We start from the raw sequence: 1,417 nt of genomic DNA, 5'->3' as shown, positions 1-1,417 counted from the left end.
TTTTTTTTCTACCCCCCCCGCGCCCTTTTGCGGGGGGGGGTGGGTTGTCGCCGGGTCTGTGGGGGGGGTGGGGGGGGGGGGGGGGGGCCCCCCCCCCCCCCCCCCCCCCCCCCGCCACAATCGGGTGGACCCGGTCGTCCGTCAGCAGCGAGAGTGAGGGCATGACTTCACTCGTACGACACGTCACCATCGACTGCGCCGACGCCTACAAGCTCGGCAGTTTCTGGGCCGAGGTGCTCGGTGCGCAGCTGTCCGACGAGGACCGGCCCGGTGATCCCGAGGCACTCGTCGAGACCCCCGGCGCCGCACTGCTGTTCATTTCGGTACCCGAGCCCAAGGCCGGCAAGAACCGCGTCCACCTGGACATCCAGCCGCAGGACCGTACTCGTGACGAGGAGGTCGAGCGGCTGCTCGCCCTCGGCGCCACTCTCGTCGGCGACCACCGCAAGCCGAACGGCCGGGGCTGGGCGACGCTCGCCGACCCCGAGGGCAATGAGTTCTGCGTGGAGTGCAGCGCCGCGGAACGGGCCACGCTGACCGCGACCCGGCTGCCGGTCACCGCGGACGACGTGACCACCGCGGTCCGTCTCTCGCTCGCCGCGCTCCGTGAGGTTCCGGAGGACCACTGGCGGGCGCCCGCCGGGACACTGGAGTGGGACTCCTGGGAGACCGTGGAGCATCTGAACGATGATCTCTTCGCGTACGCAGCCCAGTTGGGCCCGAAGAAGCCGCCGCTGGACCGCGAGGTGCCGTACCGCTGGGGAGCCGAGCGCAAGGGCGGCCCGGCCAACGCGATCTTCGCCAACCCCGACGCCGGTGCGGTCGGACTGCTGCAGACCCTGGAGGCGAGCGGGGCACTGCTGACCGCGATGGTACGGACGACCCTGGCGGATGTCCGCTCGTTCCACGCGTACGGGATCTCGGACCCGGAGGGCTTCGCCGCGATGGGGATCGTGGAGACCCTGGTGCATACGCACGATGTCGTTCGGGGCCTGGACATCTCCTGGGCGCCGCCCGCCGATCTGTGCGACCGCGTACTCGCCCGGCTGTTCCCGGACGCCCCGGACGACGCCGACCGGTGGACCGTGCTGCTCTGGTCCACCGGTCGCGCCGAGCTGCCCGGGCGTGAGCGCGTCAGCTCGTGGAAGTGGCGGAGCGCGCCGCTGGACACGCCTGCTTCCTGAAGACTGCCACCGCCGCCCTCGTCCGCCCGGGTGACCTTCCGTGCGCCTTTCCGTGCATCGTCGATGTCCCTTCGACCGTTGCACGGGATGACGGGACAGCCCTTAGACCGACCGGCAATTGGGGGGTGGGTGAAGAAACGGGGCTGGGGTGCGTACATCGCAAGGCGGAGGATTGAGCCAGATGGGGTCTCCCCTGCTCGAGCGAAGCCGAGAGCTTGGGGAAGGAGCCATGG

Annotated in this window: 1 protein-coding gene; it reads left to right on the top strand. The window is 70.6% G+C overall.

Translation table 11 applies throughout. From position 1 onward, the window contains the following. The first annotated feature begins 161 nt into the window (after window positions 1-161). Window positions 162-1,184 carry a VOC family protein gene (locus ACFU8W_RS37060; protein ID WP_384047196.1) on the top strand — a complete coding sequence of 341 codons (1,023 nt, stop codon included), beginning with the start codon at window positions 162-164 and terminating at the stop codon, window positions 1,182-1,184. The last annotated feature ends 233 nt before the right edge of the window (window positions 1,185-1,417 follow it).

The organism is Streptomyces sp. NPDC057565 (assembly GCF_042801455.1).
GTDB classification, from domain to species: Bacteria; Actinomycetota; Actinomycetes; order Streptomycetales; family Streptomycetaceae; genus Streptomyces; species Streptomyces yanii.
Note: the sequence above shows the minus strand (reverse complement) of the source record. Positions and strands in the feature narration are given on the sequence as shown.